12 protein-coding genes and 1 riboswitch are annotated in these 20929 nt (G+C 31.5%); of the genes, 2 read left to right on the top strand and 10 right to left on the bottom strand.

Going from position 1 to position 20929, the window contains the following annotated elements; all coding sequences use genetic code 11:
- Positions 1–24: 24 nt before the first annotated feature.
- The 7 genes from thrA to LNQ49_RS10110 all read right to left on the bottom strand — a co-directional run bounded on the left by thrA (position 25) and on the right by LNQ49_RS10110 (position 10766).
- Positions 25–2439, bottom strand: a complete 2415-nt coding sequence (gene thrA / locus LNQ49_RS10080) for a bifunctional aspartate kinase/homoserine dehydrogenase I (RefSeq protein ID WP_229988651.1) — start codon at positions 2437–2439, stop codon at positions 25–27.
- 27 nt (positions 2440–2466) lie between these two features.
- Positions 2467–3462, bottom strand: coding sequence for an alpha/beta fold hydrolase (locus tag LNQ49_RS10085; protein ID WP_229988652.1), 996 nt, complete (start codon positions 3460–3462; stop codon positions 2467–2469).
- A 47-nt stretch (positions 3463–3509) separates the two neighbouring features.
- Positions 3510–3617: riboswitch (SAM riboswitch) on the bottom strand.
- Between the two features lie 188 nt (positions 3618–3805).
- Positions 3806–4009 carry a hypothetical protein gene (locus LNQ49_RS10090; protein ID WP_229988653.1) on the bottom strand — a complete coding sequence of 68 codons (204 nt, stop codon included), beginning with the start codon at positions 4007–4009 and terminating at the stop codon, positions 3806–3808.
- Positions 4010–4661: 652 nt separating this feature from the next.
- On the bottom strand, positions 4662–5762 hold the full coding sequence (locus LNQ49_RS10095; protein WP_229988654.1) for a homoserine dehydrogenase family protein: 1101 nt from the start codon (positions 5760–5762) through the stop codon (positions 4662–4664).
- A 128-nt stretch (positions 5763–5890) separates the two neighbouring features.
- Positions 5891–7183 carry an O-acetylhomoserine aminocarboxypropyltransferase/cysteine synthase family protein gene (locus LNQ49_RS10100; protein ID WP_229988655.1) on the bottom strand — a complete coding sequence of 431 codons (1293 nt, stop codon included), beginning with the start codon at positions 7181–7183 and terminating at the stop codon, positions 5891–5893.
- A gap of 62 nt (positions 7184–7245) precedes the next feature.
- Positions 7246–7434 (bottom strand): hypothetical protein, encoded by a 189-nt coding sequence (locus LNQ49_RS10105; RefSeq protein WP_229988657.1) that lies wholly within the window; start codon positions 7432–7434, stop codon positions 7246–7248.
- 485 nt (positions 7435–7919) lie between these two features.
- The gene (locus tag LNQ49_RS10110; RefSeq protein WP_229988659.1) at positions 7920–10766 is read right to left on the bottom strand and encodes a TonB-dependent receptor plug domain-containing protein; all 2847 of its coding nucleotides are present in this window, start codon (positions 10764–10766) and stop codon (positions 7920–7922) included.
- 529 nt (positions 10767–11295) lie between these two features.
- Here LNQ49_RS10110 and metK point away from each other — a divergent pair.
- Positions 11296–12546: a methionine adenosyltransferase gene (metK, locus tag LNQ49_RS10115; protein WP_229988661.1), complete on the top strand. Its 1251-nt coding sequence runs from the start codon at positions 11296–11298 to the stop codon at positions 12544–12546.
- 76 nt (positions 12547–12622) lie between these two features.
- Here the strand turns inward: metK and LNQ49_RS10120 are convergent, their stop codons facing one another.
- The gene (locus tag LNQ49_RS10120; RefSeq protein ID WP_229988662.1) at positions 12623–14089 is read right to left on the bottom strand and encodes a M28 family metallopeptidase; all 1467 of its coding nucleotides are present in this window, start codon (positions 14087–14089) and stop codon (positions 12623–12625) included.
- A gap of 178 nt (positions 14090–14267) precedes the next feature.
- Here LNQ49_RS10120 and LNQ49_RS10125 point away from each other — a divergent pair, with 178 nt between their 5' ends.
- Positions 14268–16025 carry a DUF4153 domain-containing protein gene (locus LNQ49_RS10125; protein ID WP_229988663.1) on the top strand — a complete coding sequence of 586 codons (1758 nt, stop codon included), beginning with the start codon at positions 14268–14270 and terminating at the stop codon, positions 16023–16025.
- Positions 16026–16065: 40 nt separating this feature from the next.
- On the opposite strand, the gene LNQ49_RS10130 is transcribed toward LNQ49_RS10125, so the two are convergent.
- Together LNQ49_RS10130 and LNQ49_RS10135 are read right to left on the bottom strand one after the other, a co-directional pair.
- A complete protein-coding gene (locus LNQ49_RS10130) occupies positions 16066–18285 on the bottom strand; it encodes a hypothetical protein (RefSeq protein ID WP_229988664.1) in 2220 nt (739 codons plus the stop codon).
- Positions 18286–18660: 375 nt separating this feature from the next.
- A complete protein-coding gene (locus LNQ49_RS10135; protein ID WP_229988665.1) occupies positions 18661–20886 on the bottom strand; it encodes a hypothetical protein in 2226 nt (741 codons plus the stop codon).
- Positions 20887–20929: the final 43 nt, after the last annotated feature.

Genomic DNA, 20929 nt, shown 5'->3' on the forward strand with positions numbered 1-20929 from the left:
TGTGAATTTAATGATTCTCGCAAACTATTCTTTATCAGATAATCTCAGGATATCTCCAAAGACACCTCTCGCAGTTACTGCCGAACCAGCACCAGCTCCTTGTATTACTATTGGCCTATCTCCGTAAGATTCAGTATAAATCTCAAAGAAAGAATCTGATCCTTTTAATCCTCCCAAAGCTGTATCCGAAGGTACAGAAACTAATTTTACCTCCAAGATCCCTTTGTCATTTTGCAAATCCCCAGACAACTCACCTATGTATCGCAATACGTGATTTGGCTTTTGATCCTTTTTTATCTTGTCATAAATGGGGTCAAATTCTTTTAATTTAGTCAAGAAATCAGAAACATTTCCTTCACGCAAATGTTCTGGAATTAAATTCTGAATCGAAATTTCTTCAAACTCATTCTGTAAATCTAATTCTCTAGCTAAAATTAATAATTTTCTACCAACATCATTACCACATAAATCCTCACGTGGATCTGGTTCTGTATATCCATTATCAATTGCTTCTTGCAAAATCTGGCTAAATGGCAACTCTTTGGCTGAGAAATTATTAAATAAATAACTCAATGTCCCTGAGAAAACACCTTTTATTTTTGTGATATTTTCACCAGAAAGGTGCAATAATTTGATTGTGTCAATTAGTGGCAACCCAGCTCCAACATTAGTTTCATACAAATAATTCTTTTGATTATTTGCCAATGCTTTTCTTAGCTCCTTATAGAAGCCATAACTAAGTGTGTTTGCAACTTTATTTGACGAAATCAAATCAAAACTACTCTCTATCAAAGAAATATAATTCTCTACAAAAGTGGCACTAGCAGTATTGTCAATAGCAATTAAATTCTCCAAATGATGCTCATTAGCGTAAGCAATAACATCATTGATTGTGTATGCAACACCATTGTCTTCAACATCTTTTTTCCAATTTGTAGTAACTCCATTTTTATTTAGAAGCACCTTTTTTGAATTAGCAATAGCAAAAACATTCAATTTAATATCTTTACGTTTTTCGATACTTGCTGCTGATTCTAAAATTTGATTTATTAAAGTTCCACCAACCAATCCGTGTCCAAAAACAGCAATATTGATTTTCTTTGAAACTCCAAAAATCTCTCCGTGGATTACATTTAAAGCTTTATTTAATTCTGATTTTTTAACTACCAAACTCACGTTTTTACCTGTAACTGTATTGTTAAATAAAATCGGAACAATCTTATTTTTAATTAAAGCTGTATAAGGTTTGTGAAAAGTACTTAAATCTTGTCCGATTATAGAAATAACCGAAACATTATCTGTTACTGTAATCTGATTAACATCTTTAGAATAAAAGTCATTTTCAAACTCTTTTTCTAATTCAATCATTGCAGTAGTCGCTTTATCTGTAGCAACCACAAGACCAATTCCTCTTTCTGATGAACCCTGTGAAATGATACTAACGCTAATATCATTATCTCCCATTACTTTAAAAATACGAGCATCCACTCCTGCTTTACCAAGTAACCCACGACCTTCTAGATTAACCAATGACAAGTTCTCTAGCACCGAAAGTGTTTTAATTCCTTCTTTGGCAGAATCTGATGTGATTAATGTTCCTCGGTTTTCATGATTAAACGTATTTAAAATACGAAGTGGTATACTCTTTTCGATTAACGGAATTATGGTTTTAGCATGCAAAATAGTAGCTCCAAAATTTGCTAGCTCATTTGCTTCATTGAATGATAAATATTCAATTTTTTTAGCATCACTTACTAAATCTGGATTTGCTGTATAAATACCATCAACATGTGTGAAATTCTGAAGTTCTTCAGCATCTAAATAATTTGCCAATAGAGAAGCAGTGTAATTACTACCATTTCTTCCTAAAGTAGTTGTATCGTTATTGTTGTTTGAACCAATAAAGCCCGTTACAACATTAACAGTAGAGCCGTTGTATTGTTTGAAATAGTTGATTACATTTTTCTTTGATAATTGCTCCAATAGTTGTGCATCACCAAATTTAGAATCTGTTTTAAGCAACTCTCTAGAATCAGCAAAATTTGCAGGAACTCCTTTTTCAATCAAAATTGCAGTTAGTAATTTAGCCGAAAGCAATTCTCCTTTTGAAAGAATCTGATCTTTTATCTTCTTACTATAATCTCCAATTAAACTAACCCCTTCAAAAAGCTTGTCCAAAACCTCAAATTCTTCTGAGAAATCAACATTCTTATATTCAGAAATCTGATATGTTTTAAAACTCTCTAATAAGGGTTTATAATTTCCATTTTTAGAAGCTATTGTCAATATATCTTCTAATTCATCTGTTGCGTTTCCACGAGCAGAAACGACTACGGCAATTTTCTCACCTTGATTTATTTTATCAATAATTATCGAAACTACTTTATTAAGTCCTTCTCCGTTTGATAATGATTTACCTCCAAATTTTAATATTTTCATTGTGTCTGTGTTGTATTTTATGTTGCTCTAAAAAATAGATGCAAGCAAATTATCTAATTGTTTGTACTCGATTAAAAAAGCATCATGTCCGTGAACTGAATCTATCTCGCTATAAGAAACATTCTCCTTGAACTTTTTTAATTCTTGATAAGTCTCCTGATTTTCCTTTGCTGTAAAAAACAGATCCGAATTAATTCCTATGATGTGAATATCAGCAGTTGTCTTTGATAGTAAGGTTTTAAAATCAGCTGTATTCCTTGTTATATCAATTGTTTTTAGCAACTGATTCATTAATTTATATGATGAGATTTGATACCTTTTTTGCAACTTTTTCCCATGATGTCCCAACCAGCTTTCTACATTAAAAACAGCTAATTCTTCATTTTTAGTTCTTTGGAACTTCTCTTTTAAAGAATCTGGTGAACGGTAACATAACATCGCGTGAATTCTTGCATCTTCTATTGGCTTAGAAGAGTTTTTTAGGATTTGCTCTTGCAAATAGCAGTTTGCAATTAACCAATCGGTAGCTTTCCAATCAGTTGCAATCGGTATTAAATGTTTAGTAATTTGAGGTTCTAATGCTAGTATTTCCCATGCAATTCCTCCACCTACTGAACCGCCTATAATTGCATATAACTGGTCGATTTTTAGGAACTCAATTCCTTTTATAAAAATTCGAGCAATATCTCTAGCGGTAAAGTCTGCATGATTCTCAATTGAGGTGCCATTATATCCATTTCCAGGAACATTAAAGGCTAGAATTGTATATTTAGTAGTATCGATGGTTTTTGCATCACCAATCAAGTCATTCCACCAACCATCTTCGCCCGTAACTTGAGCATTTCCTGTTAATGCATGATTTACCAAAACTATAGGTGCAGTGTGTAGCGGCAAACCAAAAAGTTCATAACTTAGGTTTATCGTTGCATACGAAGCGCCACTTTCGGTGACAAAATTGCTTAATGTAATCGGGTTGGTTTTATTTTCCAATTTCAAATCTTTTGTAATTTTTGATTTGTACATGGAAATATTAAAAAGAAAAAACTAGAGCTAGGCTAGAGAAATTCTTTGTGTTATCTTTCCACGTTGGGCGTGGTAGAATGCAGCACCTTCTTCGATTTATCGAAGGGTTGCTAAGGATTCATAGGGTCTAATCCCTCGTCCTTTCTTTATAACATTTCAATACGTTTTTGAACTTAACGGCACAAATAAACTACTATTTTCTTAAACGACCAAATTTTTTATTCATTTGATTTTGGTTCGTTTACAAAATAGTTCAAGCAAAACAATCACGTACAAGCAACCACTGGACACGTATATCCAGAAAAAATTTGTTGTTGGCTTGTATTTTATTTAAAGTTTTAATTTAAATAAATAAGGTTTCATTCTCTGTAGAATACATCAAGAAAAGCAAAGAATTAGGTGCTTTTTTTCCTGCAGTCTCATCTGTAGTTTCCATGCCAAATCTTGAATCTGCCAATTCATTTGTTGTTTGGATGATTGTACTTTTTTTAGTTCTAAAGAATTTAAAGAATCCGAACCTTTTTGCTAAGTAATTTTGAGTGCTCATAACGTGCGTTTTAATAATTTTTTATTTGTGTTTATTTGTTTTTTACTTTATTAAATGAATCTCGATATCATAAAAAAACCCTTTTGGAAATTATACCAAAAGGGTTTAAGTCGTTTGAACTTATTATACTTTTGGAAATCAATGGGTGCGTGCGCAAATAAGCGCGACATTCTGCATCATCTTAAACTTCGAGTTATAATTCATTTTGATATTATTTTTTATTTTAAAAAATTTCAATATTTATATTATCCAAAAAAAAAAGCCCCCAAGATTATTGGAAGGCTTTGCTATATATACTGTATAGATATAATTCTAAGCAACAGACTTCCCAACGGATTTCTCCGACATGACCTTAATCGTTTTACAAATATTAAAATTCATCTTAATTGGTATCTTTTTGGTTTAACAAATATGCAACATATTTTCGGATTAACCAAGCCGGAACCCTTATTTTAATGGTAAAATCACGTTAAATTTGCATTAAAAAACAAAAAAACGACGAAATGTTATTTTTTAACGACTAAATGCATCTCAATAGGCTATAAATTTAGCCTTCAGCGATTTAAAAACCCCTCTACTAAACATGAATTTCAAAGAACATCAAACTTTAAATCAAAAAAAAATTGAATATAAAATTCAATTTTAAAAATTTCTAAGCCCAAATAGCTTCTTTATTTTTTATCTTTTCGGCAACTTTTAGAATGTCTGTTATAACTCCTCTGGCTATAGCTTCTCTTCCTGCGGCTGCACTTTGAATAACTATCGGAATGTTTCCGTAAGATTGTGTATAAATTTCAAAAACTGTATCTGATCCTTTTAATTGTCCAATTGCCGTTTTGGTAGATTCTGAAACTAATTTTACCTCTAGTTTATTATCTAAAACATTATACTCCCCAACATATCTTAAGACATGATTATCGGCCTGTGTGATTTTTGCAATTTTAAAAGACTTATCCAATACCTCTTTATTGAGTACTCGTTTTGTTTTTGCATTTATATCATATTGATTGTGATCTAAAATCGGTGTAGTTTTTATATCTGAGAATTCAAAATCCTTCCCAATCTCTCTAATTAGAATAAGTAGTTTCTCTGCCACATCATTACCTGATAAATCTCTCTCATAATCAGAGGTTATTAGTTGTAATTTTTCGGCATCTTTTAACACCTCTGAAAAACAAGTTTCTTCCGACGAAAATCGATTAAAAACATAACTTAATGAATCTGAAAAAACACCTCTTATTTTGGTTATTTTCTCTCCCGAATTGTACAAATCTCTAATTGTTTGCAATACTGGGAAACCAGTATCTACAGAGGTCTCATACAAAAACTCTTTATCGTATTTTTTAAGGTTCTCTCTTAATTCTTTATAAAAATTAATTGGCAATGTATTGGCTTTTTTATTTACTGCCACGATATTAAATCCGTTTTGGATTAATGGAATATAATGATCTACCAATTCATCGCTTGCAGTTGCATCTACAGCAATTAAGTTTTCGAATGCATTTTCTTTTGCAAAAGCAATAATATCCTCTACTTTAAATGGAATAGCAAGATGTACAAAATTAGCTTCCCATGCATTCTCTGCCCCTTCCTTTTCAAAAAACGCCAATGTTGAATTGGTTATGATAGGAAATCTCAAATCAATGCTTTTATTTTCGCTAAAAAATGCTTGGCTTTCGATTATCTGATTTATTAATGTACTTCCAATATTTCCTATTCCAAAAAGGATGATATTTATTTTAAGCTTTGACATAATTTCTTTTTTTATGGTATTCTGGAGCTGGTTGTGTGTATTCCTTTTTTTGAAAATCACCTTTAACCCTGCTCACGTGGTTAAAGGCAATTTTTCTAACAAAAAACAAAAAAACCTAACTTTCTAACTTATGCTAATTGAGCACTTTTTATATTTTTGAAAACCGCTTGTAAATCGGCTATTAAATCATCGATATCTTCAATTCCTACTGAAAGTCGAATCAAATCTTTTGAAACTCCTGTTGAAGCTTGTTCTTCTTCTGATAATTGTTGGTGCGTTGTACTAGCTGGGTGGATAATTAATGACTTGGTATCTCCAATATTTGCCAGAAGCGAGAATAGCTTAGTTTCATCAGCTACTTTTTTGGCAGCTTCAAAACCTCCTTTTAATCCAAAAGTGATAATTCCACTTTGTCCTTTTGGTAAATATTTCTGTCCTAAGTCATAATATTTATTTGATTTTAAACCTGGATAATTTACCCAAACTACATCATCTTGTAATTCTAGCCAAGATGCCAATGCCAATGCGTTTTCGCTATGCTTCTTAATACGAATTGGCAACGTCTCTAATCCTTGAATAATCTGGAAAGCATTAAACGGGCTCAATGCCGAACCAAAATCACGCAATCCTTCTATACGTGCTTTGGCTATAAATGCAGCATTTCCTAATACTTCATTATATATTAATCCGTGGTAACCTGCAGATGGTTCTGTAAATTCAGGAAATTTACCGTTTGCCCAATCAAAAGTACCTGCATCGATTATTGCTCCTCCTAAAGACGTTCCATTTCCTGAAATATATTTAGTCAATGAATGAATTACAATATTTGCTCCATATTCAATCGGATTAAGTAAATAGGGAGTTGGCACTGTATTATCGACTATAAATGGCACTTTAAATGCTTTGGCTTCTGTCGAAATTGCTTTTAAATCCAGTACATCTAATTTTGGATTCCCTAATGACTCTACAAAAAACACTCTGGTATTTTCCTTTGCCGCTTTGGTAAAATTTTCTGCTTTTGATGGATCTACAAATGTGGTTGTAATTCCTAATCTTGGCAAAGTAACTTTTAATAAATTATAAGTTCCTCCATATAGACTATTCGAAGCTACGATATGATCTCCTGCTTTTAGTAAGGTTAACAAAGTCGTTGCAATTGCCGATGCTCCTGATGCTGTAACAACAGCTCCAATACCTCCTTCTAATGCTGCCAAACGTTGTTCTAAAACATCATTTGTTGGGTTGTTTAGTCTTGTGTATATAAAACCTGCTTCGGCAAGACTAAATAAATTGGACGCATGATCTGAGTTATTAAAAACATAAGAAGATGTTTGATAAATTGGAACAGCTCGTGTACTTCCATTTTTAGTAACGTCATGTCCTGCGTGTAGTGCGTTTGTTGCAAATTTTTGTGTGCTCATGATTTTTAATTTTTTTAGTTAATTAATAGGTTGTGTATTTATATTTCGTGATTATGTTTTGTTCATATAAAAAGATCTTCGTCTTCGTGAGCATACATTTGAAACAATAATGAATTTGATTCGCTTGAATATAATTCTCCTTTTATTTCGACTGTACCAACTCCTTTATTTTGTATTATGCTGAAATCTCTTTTGAAATATGTCTTTAATAATGACTGAATTGTTTTTGAAATTATATGTAGTGTTTTCATGATTATAATTTTAGTTATAGAATAAAAAAAAGCCCTTTCGGATGGCTACCAAAAGGGCTTATAGTTCTAACTATAACAAAGATTTAATCTTTCACTTTTGGCAATAGCAAATTGGGATGCACATACGCATCATACAACACATCATCATTTTATTTGCTATTGTATTCATTTTATAAATTGTTTTGTTTGTTTTTTTAATTCTACTAATTCTATAGAGTAAATGTAATTACTATATTTCTAACTACCAAATCTAAAGTTACTTTTTTACAATTATTTTTTTCTAACAGAAGAATCTCTTGTAAATACTGCCTAAACTGGGCTGCTAACTACTGATTTTTTTTTTTAAACCACCAAGTAATGTAAGTTCGTTAAAGTAAAATCTTAAATACTCTTACATTACTTAGATGGTTACTATCTTTTTTAATAAGATCGCTGAGTGTATTTATATCTCTATTTTTAAATTTCAACACTAAACACTCAACAAATTATATTTTAAAACTCAAACGAGCGAAACCAAATCTTCCGTTTAATCCAAATTGCGATACGGCTCTAGAATAAGCAAATTGATTTGCATTACTTAAATCTGTACTAGGTGCTGGTGACAATGTTGGTGTTGTATTTGTAAAAGCTGGTGTTGCTGGATTATTTCTATCTGGATAAACATCTCCAATATTATTAACCCCAAGCGTCAGTCTTAAATGTTCGTTTACCTGATATCCGAAAGATAAATCAGTAACTAATTTGCCACTATATTCTGGGTGCTCATAAACAGAAGAGAAACCATCCAAGTTTACATCTGTTGCTCCTGGATCAGTAACTTTTCCAAAATAACTGTTTCTTAAATAAATATCCAGTTTTTTAATACTGAAAGTTGTCATTAAGTTGGCTTTTAATTTAGGAATTGCTTCTTCTAAATAAATTCTGCTTGACTCTGGGAAAAACGAATATTTATATGGATCTCCACCTGCATTTATAATTGATTGTGGCACATTTAATTCTCCAACTCTTTTTGTCGTATTATAACTTAAAGCAAAATCATTTCTGATTGTGAAATCTTGGATAACATTATATTTCTGAGATATTACTAAATCAATTCCTTTCGTTTCAGAGTTAATTCCGTTTGTCCAGAAAGAAGCTCTCTCTACACCTTTTAAATCAAATGCTTGTTGAAACAATGTCAATGCATCTTTTTGTTCTGGAGAAGTTGCTCCGTTTATTTGTGCATCTGTAGGTCTTGCGTATTGCCCTGTTAGAACAACTCTATCATCAATTCTTGTAAAGTAAGCATCTGTAGCAATTGTAATATTTGCATCTGGAATCTTAAATGTAAATCCTGTACTTATACTTTTTGAAGTTTCTGGTTTCAAGTTTTCTACACCAATACTTTTTGCAGCTTCTGAGTCATTTGTAAAATAACCTACTTGGTATGGAGAACCATTAATAAATTGTGTTGAACTGCTTTCAAAATATTTTTGTTGCAATGATGGCGCTCTAAATCCTGTTTGTCCAGAAATTCTCCAATTTATATTATCTGTAAGTTTTAAAAGAGAAGCTAGTTTAAAAGTAACAGTACTACCAAAATCTGAATAGTTCTCATAACGAGCTGCTCCATTTAAAAGCCAATCTTTAGTTACATTTAACTCTAAATCTATATAAGCGGCACCACTTTTTCTATCTTTCTCTTTAGCATCCGAAGGTTGAAATCCTGAGAATCCTTGTGCTCCTGCCCCACGCTTGTTACCAAAAAAGTCAGTCACGATTAAAGGTGAGTTACTTGGTAAAATTCCCGAAACAACATTTCCGTTTACATCATATAAAGCATAAGACTCTACATCCCCCTGTTTTATTTTATAGTTTTCATATCTAAACTCTCCACCAAAAGCAACATTCAATCCCTCTAGTACGTCATATTTTTTACTTAAGTCTAAATTGGTTGTACTTTGCAAGAAAGAAACTTTACCTGCATAAAAGCTATCTGCTGAGTTTGTCCCTAAAGTAGCATTGATAGTATTGTTCACATCATATTTAAAAGAGTTTGTTCCTAAGTTTGTACTAATATCTGTATCAAATCCAAATAACTGAGTAGTAACGCCCACTGCCGAAGAAAGGTCTAAAATATCAGATTGTATTTCTGGTAAAAATCCATTTGCATATACTTGTGTAAATGTTCCTGAACCATTCGGTAATCTATTAAAAGCGTACGATTTTCCGTTTCTATACGAAGCCCCTCCAAAAGAATACAATGATGTAGTTTCAGTTAGAGGGTATTTAGCATTATAATACAATTGCCCTGAAGCCAATTCTGATTGTCCTACACTCATATTATAATCACTTCTTTCTTGTCCTCTATAGTTGATCTCATTATTAGTTACATCAAAGTTTAATGCTGTTTGCATTTGACTAATACTGTTTGCAGAAGAAATTGCTGCTTGTTGTGCTGGTGTAAAATAACCTACTTGTGGAGCGTATTGTTGCAACGAGCTAATTATCTGAGCTGAATTTGGAGTTGTATTAATGTTACTGAATAATGAATTAACATTCACCCCATTTTGAGCTGCTCTATATTCGACAGCATTGTATGCATTAAAGATTCCGTTACTTCTAATACCAGCTCTACTTGTAGCCTGTCTGGTAACAGCACTACCTGTAACATTCAAGAAACTTCCTTCTTTACCCAAAGATGTTCCGTAGTTCAAATCTACTTGCAAAGATTGACCATCAGTTCCTCCTTTAAAGTTATTTGACCCTGAAGAAATATTTGCACCATACTGCACCTCTCCTGAAAGGAAATTAGCATTCTTTTTCAATACAATATTAATTACTCCTGCTATTGCATCTGAACCATATTGAGCAGCTGCTCCATCTCTAAGAACTTCAATTCTTTCTATTGCAAATGATGGTATTGCATTTAAGTCTGTCCCTACTGAACCTCTTCCTGGTGCACCATTGATATTAACCAATGCACTTGTATGTCTTCTTTTACCATTTACAAGTATTAAAACCTGATCTGGTCCTAGTCCTCTTAATTGTGCTGGATCTATATGGTCAGTTCCATCTGCAGTTGAAGTGGGATTACTTGTAAACGATGGCGCTACATAATTTAAAATTTGAGTTACGCTAGTTTGTGGAGCTCCTTTTGTTATTTCTGAAATATTAAAAATATCGATCGGCACTGGCACATCAGTTTTTACTCTGTTTTTACTTCTAGAACCAATTATCGTTACTTCTGATAATTCATTATTCTGTAAAGTATCTTTCTCCTTTTTATTTTCTTGAGCATAAATACCCGAAAATGTTAAAAGCCCTAAAACTAATACTACATTCTTTTTCATTACTTTTTACTGATTTATTATTATTTGGTTTTTAAATGATTTTACATTTTTTTTTCTAGCTTAAACAAAAAAGCCCCTGCAATTTGCAGAGGCTCTATGTATATATTTTTGAAAAAAAACTACAATAGTATCTCTGCGGAATACTCCGGCATCATACAAGACATCATATTGTTTACTGTAAATTTCATTTTCTTTTGTTTTGTTGGGGCAAATTTGCGAACTATTTTTTAGTCTACCAAACAAAAGTCGATTTATTTTCTAAACTCTATAGGAGAAGTAGAATATGTTAAATTTCTCTTTATTAAATTAAAAAAACAAAAGATTAATTTGCAATTCAAAATCGTTTTATACCTTTGCACCCGAATACAGAGGAAAAATTTGAACTGATTGCAACCTCTTCATAATGAAAAGATTCATTATGGATGCTGAAAGATTTTCATTTCAGTATTAAAAAATGCTAAAGCAGGAATCCTCCTTTAGCATTTCTAGCAATTATTTTTTCTCGCTTAATTTTAATTTAATAAATATTATGGCTTATTTATTTACGTCAGAGTCTGTTAGCGAAGGACACCCAGACAAGGTTGCGGATCAAATCTCGGATGCATTAATTGATAACTTTTTGGCATTTGATGCTGATTCTAAAGTAGCTTGTGAAACTTTAGTAACAACTGGACAAGTAATTTTGGCCGGTGAAGTAAAATCAAATACATATTTAGATGTACAGCAAATCGCTCGTGATGTAATCAGAAAAATTGGTTACACGAAAAGTGAATATATGTTTGAGGCAAACTCTTGCGGTATCCTATCTGCGATTCACGAACAATCTGCTGATATCAACCAAGGTGTTGACAGAGCAAACCCTGAAGAACAAGGAGCTGGTGACCAAGGAATGATGTTTGGTTATGCAACTAATGAAACTGAAAATTATATGCCTTTGGCACTTGATTTATCTCATAAATTATTACAAGAATTAGCTATTTTAAGACGTGAGAATAAAGAGATCACTTATTTACGTCCTGATGCTAAATCGCAAGTAACATTAGAGTACAGTGATGACAATAAGCCAACTCGTATTGATGCTATTGTAATCTCAACTCAACATGATGATTTTGATGAGGAAGCTGCAATGCTTGCTAAAATCAAAAAGGATATTATCGAAATTCTTATTCCAAGAATTATCGCTAAGAATCCAACTCATGCTCATTTATTCAACGATAAAATTCAATATCACATTAACCCAACTGGAAAATTCGTAATTGGAGGACCTCATGGAGATACTGGATTAACTGGAAGAAAAATCATTGTAGATACTTACGGTGGTAAAGGTGCTCACGGTGGTGGTGCTTTCTCTGGAAAAGACCCAAGTAAAGTAGATAGAAGTGCTGCTTATGCTACACGTCATATTGCTAAAAACTTAGTAGCTGCTGGTATTGCTGATGAAATCTTAGTACAAGTTTCTTATGCAATTGGAGTTGCAAAACCAATGGGTATTTTTATTGATACTTACGGAACTTCTAAAGTAAACTTAACCAATGGTGAGATTGCTAAAAAAGTAGAAGCTATTTTTGATATGCGTCCTTACTTTATTGAGCAACGTTTAAAATTAAGAAATCCTATTTATAGTGAAACTGCTGCTTACGGACATATGGGTCGTAAACCAGAAACTGTAACTAAAACTTTTTCTGCTCCAGGAGGAAACGAAAAAACGGTTACTGTTGAGTTATTCACATGGGAGAAACTTGATTTTGTTGATCAGGTAAAAACTGCATTTGGATTGTAATTCAAACAATATATATACCAAAAGAGGCTGTCTAAAATTTTAGACAGCCTCTTTTATTTTATAGAAACCCAGTTTCTTATCTTTCTAATTGTACATTAGGTAATGTTTTTGGGCGATTTGCATCATTTGATAAAATCCAACCTGTACGATACATCCACTCTGTCATTTTACGCAATTTTACGTAATCAATCTTTTCAGATTCATCCATTGGAGTATGATATTCACTGTGCAAAACACTGGTAAAAAACACAGCTGGAATTCCTTTACGAGCATATGGCAAATGATCTGAACGAAAGTAAAAATACTCTGGATGCTCTGGTCTATCCCATAATTTATCTAATTCAAATTTTGGTCCTTCGTCATTGGCTCTTTTAGCAATACTAACCAAATCTGAGGAGTTTTCATGAGGTGAACTAGAACCTAAAAGTGCCGCTTGATTTACATTATTTCTACCAATCATATCTCCGTTTAATACGGCAACAATATTTTTCTCTGGAACTGTTGGGTTTGACGCATACCATCTTGAACCCAATAACCCTCTCTCTTCTGAACCATGAAACACAAATAAAGCAGTTCTTTTTCCTGGTTGCTTTTTATATGCTCTTGCAATAGCTAACATTGCTACACAAGTACTCGCATTATCATCAGCTCCATTGTAAATAGAATCCTGACCGTATTTTTGTCTTACTCCATCATGATCCTGATGTCCGCTAAAAAGTACATACTCATTTTTTAATTTAGGATCTGTTCCTTCTACTTTTCCGATAACATTCACTGACGGATATTTATAAGTCTCGGAAATTACTTCTGTAGACAATTTATCTTTTGTACTTTTTAGATATCCTAATTGATCATAGTGCACCCAAAACACCGGCATAGTTCCTCCTATCTTATCACGAAACCCTTCAATTCCATAAACCCCTCTTGTCATTTGTGGTTCTACCTGCGACCAGCTCTCTTCTGCTAAATCATCTGCAACTATGATAAGAGCTACTGCTCCTTTTTTTACTACAAGATCATAATATTTATTTCTTACTAAACCAGGATAACGTCTGTCAAAAAGAGAAATATCATCGGCAATTCCTTGTTTTGAAGCAAGTAATACAACTGCTTTCCCTTTTATATTTGCTTTCTCGATTTCTTCTTTTGTTGCAGCTCCTAAATACAATAACGATGCATCTACTTTGCTATTTGTGGTTTCCGCTACAAGAACTTCTTTCCACAATTTATATTCTTTTTTCCCTATTTTGAATTTTGAATTTGGGCTAACCTGATGTCTATACAAATCAAAAAACTGGAAATACGTTCCGTCATCTCCTAATGGTTCCATTCCTGCTTCTTTAGCTTTATTTGCTAGCCACATCGATACCTTTAATTCATCTAGAGTACCTGCTTCACGCCCATTAAAATGATCTCCAGCCATCTGATACATATCTGTTCTAAGATCTTTATCTGTAATTGCTGAAACTAAAGGTTTTTTAATTGCTTGTGAAAAAGCCACTCCTCCATAAGCAATCAAAACAAGAGTAATTATTTTTTTCATACGTTTTAATTTTATAATTCAAACTTAGTCATTTAATAAGAAAAAAGACTCATTAATATTTGAAACGTTTATAAAAATACAAAATCAACAAAACATTAGAGTCCTTTTTTAATCGCAATTATTTTATTTGGTAATCTCTTACAGCTTGCTTTCCTTTGTGCATAATAACTGATAAAAGATGAGTAAGTTTCCTTCGTTACAAAATATAGCACAAACAATACTAAAAACCATAACTAGATTCCCTCTAGAAACCATAACGTCTATTTTTGGGACTGTCATTGCCATCATACATTCTGAAGAAGATTATAATTCGAGAGTTTTCTACGAAAAAATCCTAATGTGCTCTTCTTTGTGCTTAGTATTATTTTTATCTATTAGTTTGTATTTTCTAGCATCTCAAAAAAAGAATTGGATTCGGTATCTAACGAGCCTATTATTAGGAGGGTTAGTAACAGGTTTTGTATTTAATTTTTCTCAATCACTAACTGATGTTGAAATCTTACAATTTTTAGTACTCAATATCGCTTTGCACTTATTAGTTTCTTTTGCTGGTTTTATTCCAAAGACATACGATCAAGGTGAATTTTGGGAATTCAATAAACAGCTTTTCTTGCGTATTCTTACAGCCGGTCTTTACAGCATAGTGCTTTATACTGGTTTATCATTGGCAATCTTAGCAGTAGATAATTTATTTAATGTAGAATTTAATCGAAACATCTATTTATACTTATTTTTTGTTATTGCTGGTATTTTTAATACTCTTTTCTTCTTGGCTGGCGTTCCTGAAACAAACAGTAAAGAAGTTCCTCTCACACTAAATTATCCAAAAGGGCTTAAGACTTTTACCCAATTTATTTTATTGCCTTTAATAAGTTTGTATCTGGTTATTTTGATTTGCTATGAAGCTAAAATTCTGGTGACTCTTTCACTTCCTGTGGGCTGGGTTTCTTATCTCGTTTTGGTATTTGCTCTTTTTGGCATTCTCTCTTTTTTATTGGTATTACCTATTGCAAAAGAAACAGAAAATCTTTGGATCCGAACTTTTAATCGTTGGTTTTACTATTTGTTAATTCCCTTATTAGGATTATTATTTTGGGCCATTTTATACCGAATCAATCTTTATGGTTTTACACACGATCGTTACTACGTACTATTATTGGCTATCTTGTTAAGTGTTATTGTAGGCTATTTTTTAATTCAAAAAAATCCCAAGATAAAATTCATTCCTATTAGTATGTGTTTGGCTGCATTATTCTCTTTAGTGGGACCACAAAGTGCTAGTACCATTTCTAAAAACAGCCAACTATCAAGATTTGAATTATATGTAGAAAAATCCAAAAAACAAAAACTAACTTTCGAAGAAGAAAAAGACCTCAGCAGCATTGTCGATTTTATAAAAGATAATTACAGTGTCAAAGCGTTTTTGCCTTTTATGGGTAACAAACTTAATATTAATATTAAAACGCAGAAAAACATAAGTTCACTCTTCATTATGGAAGCTTTAGGTTTACAATATCGTTACAAATATGATACTAAGCCTGACACTAAAGATGATTTTTACTATAATCACAACACAAAAAACATACAGAATATTAACGGATATGACATCACTTTTGACTTCTACAAGGGACTTGATTTGGATTGTAATGAGTGTATCAAAATAAACAATAACAGTTATTCTATCTCCTCTATTCAAAAAAATTACGGTATTGATTTGAAAATAAATCAGGATATTATTCCGCTAAGATTATCGGATTTCATAGACACCAATTATCTTCGTTTCAAAAACAGAGACAGCAATGACATCAGCCAGAAAATTGAGTCACCAAAATATTCAATACTTATAAATTACCTTAGTGCAAACGGTAGTAAAGAAGAGAAAAAACTAACTTTAGATAATTATCAAATTAGGATAACTATAAAAATTAAAAACTAAAAAAAAGCCTTTGAAGATTATCTTCAAAGGCTTTCTTAATTTAATAGGTTCCGTTTTGCATTTTAACTAACGTTTCCTTCATATCTTGCTTAGTATCTTGCTCAACATTCTCAAAGAGCGATATAGCTAGCTGTTGCGTCTTAATTGCTTTTTCTTTTTGTCCGTCTTTATAATACAGTTGTGCTAATGTATCAAGATAATACGGATCATTCTTTTTAACGACTAAACTATATTCTGACCACTTAATTGCTTTCTTTATAAATTCAGCATCGTTTGAATGCAATACTGTGTACCAAGCTACATCATTACAAAGATTGCTATGGTATTCTTTAAATTCTCTCCAATCATAATAAGATGCTGAAATATCAATAGTATTAAACACTTCATCCAATCTTTCAATCGCATTTTCTCCTGCTTTTAAATAAGTATTGAAATAAGTATCAAATTCTTTTAAATAGGTATTATCTGGATCTCCATTTGCTGCATTTGCTGCCAAATAATAAAAATAACTTCTATATGATTCAAAATTACCTTTTCCAATAGAAGCTATTTTTTTAAATGTTTCCAATACTTTTTTCTCATCTGATTTTTCTACAATATTGCCATCAACATACAAAATTGTACTATTCTGCAAAGCATTTGAAATTTCACTACTTATATCCCCTATAGCAACACGAGTACTATCTTGCGCATTATATTGTACTCGTTGTGCATCGATTGTATCATAATGTTTCATCAAATAATCTATTGATTTAAAATCAATAGCATTTAAAACTTTATCCTTCTCAAAAACCAGTTTACTAAATCCTGGGTTTTTTATTCCTGTCAAAATCGATTCGACTAGCATCATGTTTGGTTTTGCATCTTTTTCATGTGTCTTAACAATCTTTTCCCAAACTAACTGAACTTGTTTTTCATTTAAAACGGGCTTAGCAATTACAAAAGCATTTTCACTAGTATCTTCATAATAATATTCATATCCTGAGGCACTAGCTAATACTGAGACATCATGAAATGCTTTTATCAACTCAGCATCACTAGCTTTTTTATTAGTGACCACTCGCTCAAATTTTTTCAAAGCACTAGCTTTTTTAAGCCTATTATTGAGATCATCATAATAAGAAAACTGATATTGTTTATCGTTTAAATTTGATTTTGCAGTAGCCAAAACTGTACCGTCTTCATCCAATATAATTATACTTGGCGAATTAGAAATTTTATTTTTTTTCAACCAATCTTTATCTTTTTCGGTTGCTAAATAATAATTGTACACATCAAATTTAGAATCATACCCTTCATAAAAATTATACGCTATGATCTCTTCTTGGCTTTTTATAAATGCATCAAAATCACTCTTTGCCTCTTTATTATTGCTATCATAATATACAATCAAAAACTTATTGCCTTTAGCCTTCGTCGCTTTTATAGCTTCTGCTAAAGAACTTTCTACTTTGAGTTTAAAATCTATTTTAGGAGTAATGTCAGAGGGAGCAACAGCACTATCTGCTGCTTCAACCCAATTCTCAGTGATACTTGCTTCTTTTCCTGGATATGTCCAATTAGCAATTTTTTTGTTCTCTAAAGGAAGTACTTTTTCTTTTACTGACTGGTTACTAATTATTTTTTCGTTTTGAAATGTCAACGGATTTTTACCCGATAATTCAAAAACGACCAATTCCTTTTTATTTTTATCAAAAAAACCTTTTAGTTCTGGATTTTCTGAATAAGGTTGGTACTTAATTATTACTTCTGTTGCTTTGGCTGGTATTTCGTATTTTACCACTTTACTTGGCTCACTGCTATCATATCCTTCATAAACAAGATATAAAAATTGTGTGTGGTCAATCTCAAAATCCAAAGCCAAATCTCCATCATCTACAAACTCTACATCTGACAATTTTTGATAGTGAATCGAGCCTGTACCGTTTTGTGTACCAATATAAAAACTATAATATAATGTTTCTTCAAACTTTACTTTAAGTTTTCCAGTATTCACAGGTCCATCGTATGTATAATTAACATCAAAAACAGTCCTGTTTTTTTCTTTCCCTTTTAACAATAAAGAATCTTGTTTTACTTCATAATCTCCTTCCCAAAATACGAGTTCATATTTATTGTTTTCCAATAAATTTAATTTTATTCTTAATCCTTGATTATCATCTTTAGACAAATAAGAACCTTTCTCGATAGTTTGGTTTTGTGCAAATGAAATCGCAGTCATGAAAAAAAGCACCAAAGTACTTGTCAAAAAATTTCGCATAATAAAATATAGTTAGTTAAGCTATACAAATATACCTTCTTATTTTTAGGACGAGAAAGATTAATACACAAAAAACTACAAATTGTATTTCATTGAAAATAGTATGTATCGAGGCTGAACCGTATACTGTGAAACTCTAGTAGAAAACTGTGAGAAGCTATTATCATTTAAATGTTTTGTATTTAACAAATTGGTTGCAGCTACTTTATATTCCCATTTTCTATCCTTTTTTTGATAAACCAAACTGACATTTAAGAAATCATATTCATTATCTATGGATTTGTTTTTATTGTAATAATGATAGAACTCATAATCGGCTAAAAAGAAAAACTTTCTAAGAAATAGTAATGAGCCAACTTTTTTCAGCACGTTATATTAATAGGTTCCGTTTTGCATTTTGGCTAATGTTTCTAATGCTTTCTTTATAACACTACCAAACTCATTACTCTTAAAGAGCTCTACAACTCGCTGTTGCATCTTAATCGCTCTTTCTTTTTGTCCGTCTTTATAATATAACTCCGCCAATGTATTAAGATAATCTGGATCATTCTTTTTAACAACTAAACTAAATTCCGACCACTTAATGGCTTTCTTTATAAATGTAGCATCGTTTGAATGTAGTACAGTAAACCAAGCCACATCGTTGCATAGATTGCTATAGTATTCCTTAAACTCTCCCCATTTAAAATGGGGTGTAAAAATACAAACTGTATTATACATTGCATCTAAACTTTCAATTGCATTTTCATGAATTGCCAAATTAGTATTAAAGTAAGCATCAAATTCTTTTAAATACAGATTATCAGGATTTCCATTTACTGCTTTTTTTTTCAAAAAATAAAAATAATTTTTATACGATCCAAAATCACCTTTTCTACTAGAAATTAAATTTTTATATGCCTCAATTATTTTTTTTAGACTAGATTTTTTCTGGCCCGCAAAATAAACATACCAACCTGTACTCTTTTTCAAAGCATCTGAAATTTCGCCCCTTAAGTCACCTATAACAACACGATTACCACTATTAGCATTATATACCGCACGTTGTGCTTCGATTTCATCATAATGTTTTATCAAATAATCAATAGATTTAAAATCGGTATCATTCAAAACCTTGTCTATTAAAAAAACTTGTTTATTAAATCCTCTCTCTTGTATTTCTTCCAAAATCAATTCTACCAGTATCATGTTCGGTTTTACATCTTTTTCATGTGTCTTAATAATGTTTTCCCAAACTAACTGAACTTGCTTTTCATCTAACCCCCCTTTAGCAACTGTAATGTAATTTTCACTATCATCTATATAATAATTAAAATATTTAATTTCTGAAAGATCAGATAATAATACTAAAACATCTTTAAATGCTTTTATTAACTCCGCATCATTTGCATTTTTATTAGTGAGCACTCGCTCAAATTTTTTCAAAGCACTTGCTTTTTTAAATCTAATATTGAGATCATAAAAAAAAAACTGATATTGTTTATCGTTTAAATTTGATTTTGCAGTAGCCAAAACTGTACCGTCTTCATCCAATATAATTATACTTGGCGAATTAGAAATTTTATTTTTTTTCAACCAATTTTTATCTTTTCCGGTTGCTAAATAATAATTGTACATATCAAATTTAGAATCATACCCTTCATAAAAATTATACGCTATGATCCCTTCTTGCCTTTTTATAAATGCATCAAAATCACTCTTTGCCTCTTTATTATTGCTATCATAATATACAAACAAAAACTTATTGCCTTTAGCCTTCGTCACTTTTATAGCTTTTGCTAAAGAACTTTCTACTTTGAGTTTAAAATCTATTTTAGTAGTAATGTCAGAGGGAGCAACAGCACTATCTGCTGCTTCAACCCAATTCTCAGTGATACTTGCTTCTTTTCCTGGATATGTCCAATTAGTAATTTTTTTGTTCTCTAAAGGAAGTACTTTTTCTTTTACTGACTGGTTACTAATTACTTTTTCATTTTTAAATGTAGCTATATGTTTTTCATCCAATAATCCAGAAATCAAAATCTCCTTATTCTTTTTATCAAAAAAACCTTTTAGTTCTAGATTTTCTGAATAAGGTTGGTGCTTAATTATTACTCCTGTTGCTTGGGCTGGTATTTCGTATTTTACCACTTTACTTGACTCACTGCTATCATATCCTTCATAAACAAGATATAAAAATTGTGTGTGGTCGATCTTAAAATTATAAACAGAATTCTTATCATATATATACTCTATATCTGTCAATCTTTGATACTCAATCGAGCCTGTGCCGTTTTGTGTACCAATATACACCCCTTTATAAAGTGAAGGTGTAAAAGTTACTTTAAGTTCTCCGCTATTATCAGGTTCATCGTACGTATAATCAACATCAAAAATGAATTCATCACCTTTTAACAATAAAGAATCTTGTTTTACTTCATAATCTCCTTTCCAATATACAAGTTCATATTTATTGTTTTCCAATAAATTTAATTTTATTGCTGACTCCAAAACATCATCACCTATAAACAAATAAGAACCTCTTTCGATAGTATCATTTTGTGCAAATGAAATCGCAGTAATAAAAAAAAGCACTAAAGTAGTTGGTAAAAAATTTCGCATAATAAATTACAGTTAATCATTTAAAATGCACAAATATACTTAC

The sequence above is a fragment of the Flavobacterium pisciphilum genome (genome assembly GCF_020905345.1).
Classification (GTDB): Bacteria; Bacteroidota; Bacteroidia; order Flavobacteriales; family Flavobacteriaceae; genus Flavobacterium; species Flavobacterium pisciphilum.

Coding starts and splice junctions, on each gene's coding strand:
- LNQ49_RS10110 (WP_229988659.1), bottom strand. CDS start 10,766: ATGAAAAAGAATGTAGTATTAGTTTTAGGGCTTTTAACATTTTCGGGT.
- LNQ49_RS10120 (WP_229988662.1), bottom strand. CDS start 14,089: ATGAAAAAAATAATTACTCTTGTTTTGATTGCTTATGGAGGAGTGGCT.
- LNQ49_RS10090 (WP_229988653.1), bottom strand. CDS start 4,009: ATGAGCACTCAAAATTACTTAGCAAAAAGGTTCGGATTCTTTAAATTC.
- LNQ49_RS10105 (WP_229988657.1), bottom strand. CDS start 7,434: ATGAAAACACTACATATAATTTCAAAAACAATTCAGTCATTATTAAAG.
- LNQ49_RS10095 (WP_229988654.1), bottom strand. CDS start 5,762: ATGTCAAAGCTTAAAATAAATATCATCCTTTTTGGAATAGGAAATATT.
- LNQ49_RS10135 (WP_229988665.1), bottom strand. CDS start 20,886: ATGCGAAATTTTTTACCAACTACTTTAGTGCTTTTTTTTATTACTGCG.
- LNQ49_RS10100 (WP_229988655.1), bottom strand. CDS start 7,183: ATGAGCACACAAAAATTTGCAACAAACGCACTACACGCAGGACATGAC.
- LNQ49_RS10130 (WP_229988664.1), bottom strand. CDS start 18,285: ATGCGAAATTTTTTGACAAGTACTTTGGTGCTTTTTTTCATGACTGCG.
- LNQ49_RS10085 (WP_229988652.1), bottom strand. CDS start 3,462: ATGTACAAATCAAAAATTACAAAAGATTTGAAATTGGAAAATAAAACC.
- metK (WP_229988661.1), top strand. CDS start 11,296: ATGGCTTATTTATTTACGTCAGAGTCTGTTAGCGAAGGACACCCAGAC.
- thrA (WP_229988651.1), bottom strand. CDS start 2,439: ATGAAAATATTAAAATTTGGAGGTAAATCATTATCAAACGGAGAAGGA.
- LNQ49_RS10125 (WP_229988663.1), top strand. CDS start 14,268: ATGAGTAAGTTTCCTTCGTTACAAAATATAGCACAAACAATACTAAAA.